We start from the raw sequence: 1047 nt of genomic DNA, 5'->3' as shown, positions 1-1047 counted from the left end.
AGCGCCTCGAGCGCGTCGCGCGTCGGGTCCGCGTACCCGGGCACACCTTGATCAACGAACTACGCGCCCAGGCCACCACGACAGAGCTGGGCGACACGCTGGGGCGTGCGTTGGCCGAGCGGTTACGCATCACCACCGCCGATGCCGGGCGCCGGGTGGCCGAGGCCGCCGATCTCGGGCAGCGTCGTGCGCTGACCGGGGAGTTGTTGGCGCCCACCTTGGGGGCCACCGCGGCCGCCCAACGCCAGGGATTGATCGGCGATGGGCATGTGCGGGTGATTCGCGGGTTTTTTGCCGACCTGCCCTACGAGATCGACGCCTGCACCCGCGAGGACGCCGAGGCCGATCTGGCGCGTCAGGCCAGCAGGGCGTCGTGATTGCGTTGCGCCGGGCTGCGCATATCGCGGCGCGCCGCATCCTCATCAGGAACCTCATCGATGAGGGGAACCTCATCGTAGGGGTTACACGCCCCGGGGGCCCCGAGTTTGGCCAGCACGGGTTCGAACGTGGCGCGCGCCTCGGGGGTCAGATACCCGCGGATGGGTGACATGCCGTCGTAGTGCTGGGCCCCGATGGTGATGCCGCGCTTGCGGGCACGTTCGGCATCATTGAGTTTCCCGTCGGGGTTGAGCCAGCCCATCGCCCGGCGGGCGTATTGGCCCAACTCATCGGGGCGAAACCTGCTGGCCTGACGCGCCAGATCGGCCTCGGCGTCCTCGCGGGTGCAGGCGTCGATCTCGTAGGGCAGGTCGGCAAAAAACCCGCGAATCACCCGCACATGCCCATCGCCGATCAATCCCTGGCGTTGGGCGGCCGCGGTGGCCCCCAAGGTGGGCGCCAACAACTCCCCGGTCAGCGCACGACGCTGCCCGAGATCGGCGGCCTCGGCCACCCGGCGCCCGGCATCGGCGGTGGTGATGCGTAACCGCTCGGCCAACGCACGCCCCAGCGTGTCGCCCAGCTCTGTCGTGGTGGCCTGGGCGCGTAGTTCGTTGATCAAGGTGTGCCCGGGTACGCGGACCCGACGCGCGACGCGCTCGAGGCGCT

Annotated in this window: 1 protein-coding gene and 1 pseudogene; one reads left to right on the top strand and one right to left on the bottom strand. The window is 70.1% G+C overall.

Going from position 1 to position 1047, the window contains the following annotated elements; translation table 11 throughout:
- Positions 1–47: 47 nt before the first annotated feature.
- A complete protein-coding gene (locus tag A5775_RS21545) occupies positions 48–377 on the top strand; it encodes a DUF222 domain-containing protein (RefSeq protein ID WP_067256888.1) in 330 nt (109 codons plus the stop codon).
- Here A5775_RS21545 and A5775_RS21540 read toward each other — a convergent pair.
- Positions 359–1047, bottom strand: a pseudogene (locus tag A5775_RS21540) (DUF222 domain-containing protein); the annotation flags it as partial. The gene A5775_RS21545 and the pseudogene A5775_RS21540 overlap by 19 nt on opposite strands.

The organism is Mycobacterium sp. 852002-10029_SCH5224772 (assembly GCF_001667315.1).
GTDB lineage: Bacteria > Actinomycetota > Actinomycetes > Mycobacteriales > Mycobacteriaceae > Mycobacterium.
Note: the sequence above shows the minus strand (reverse complement) of the source record. Positions and strands in the feature narration are given on the sequence as shown.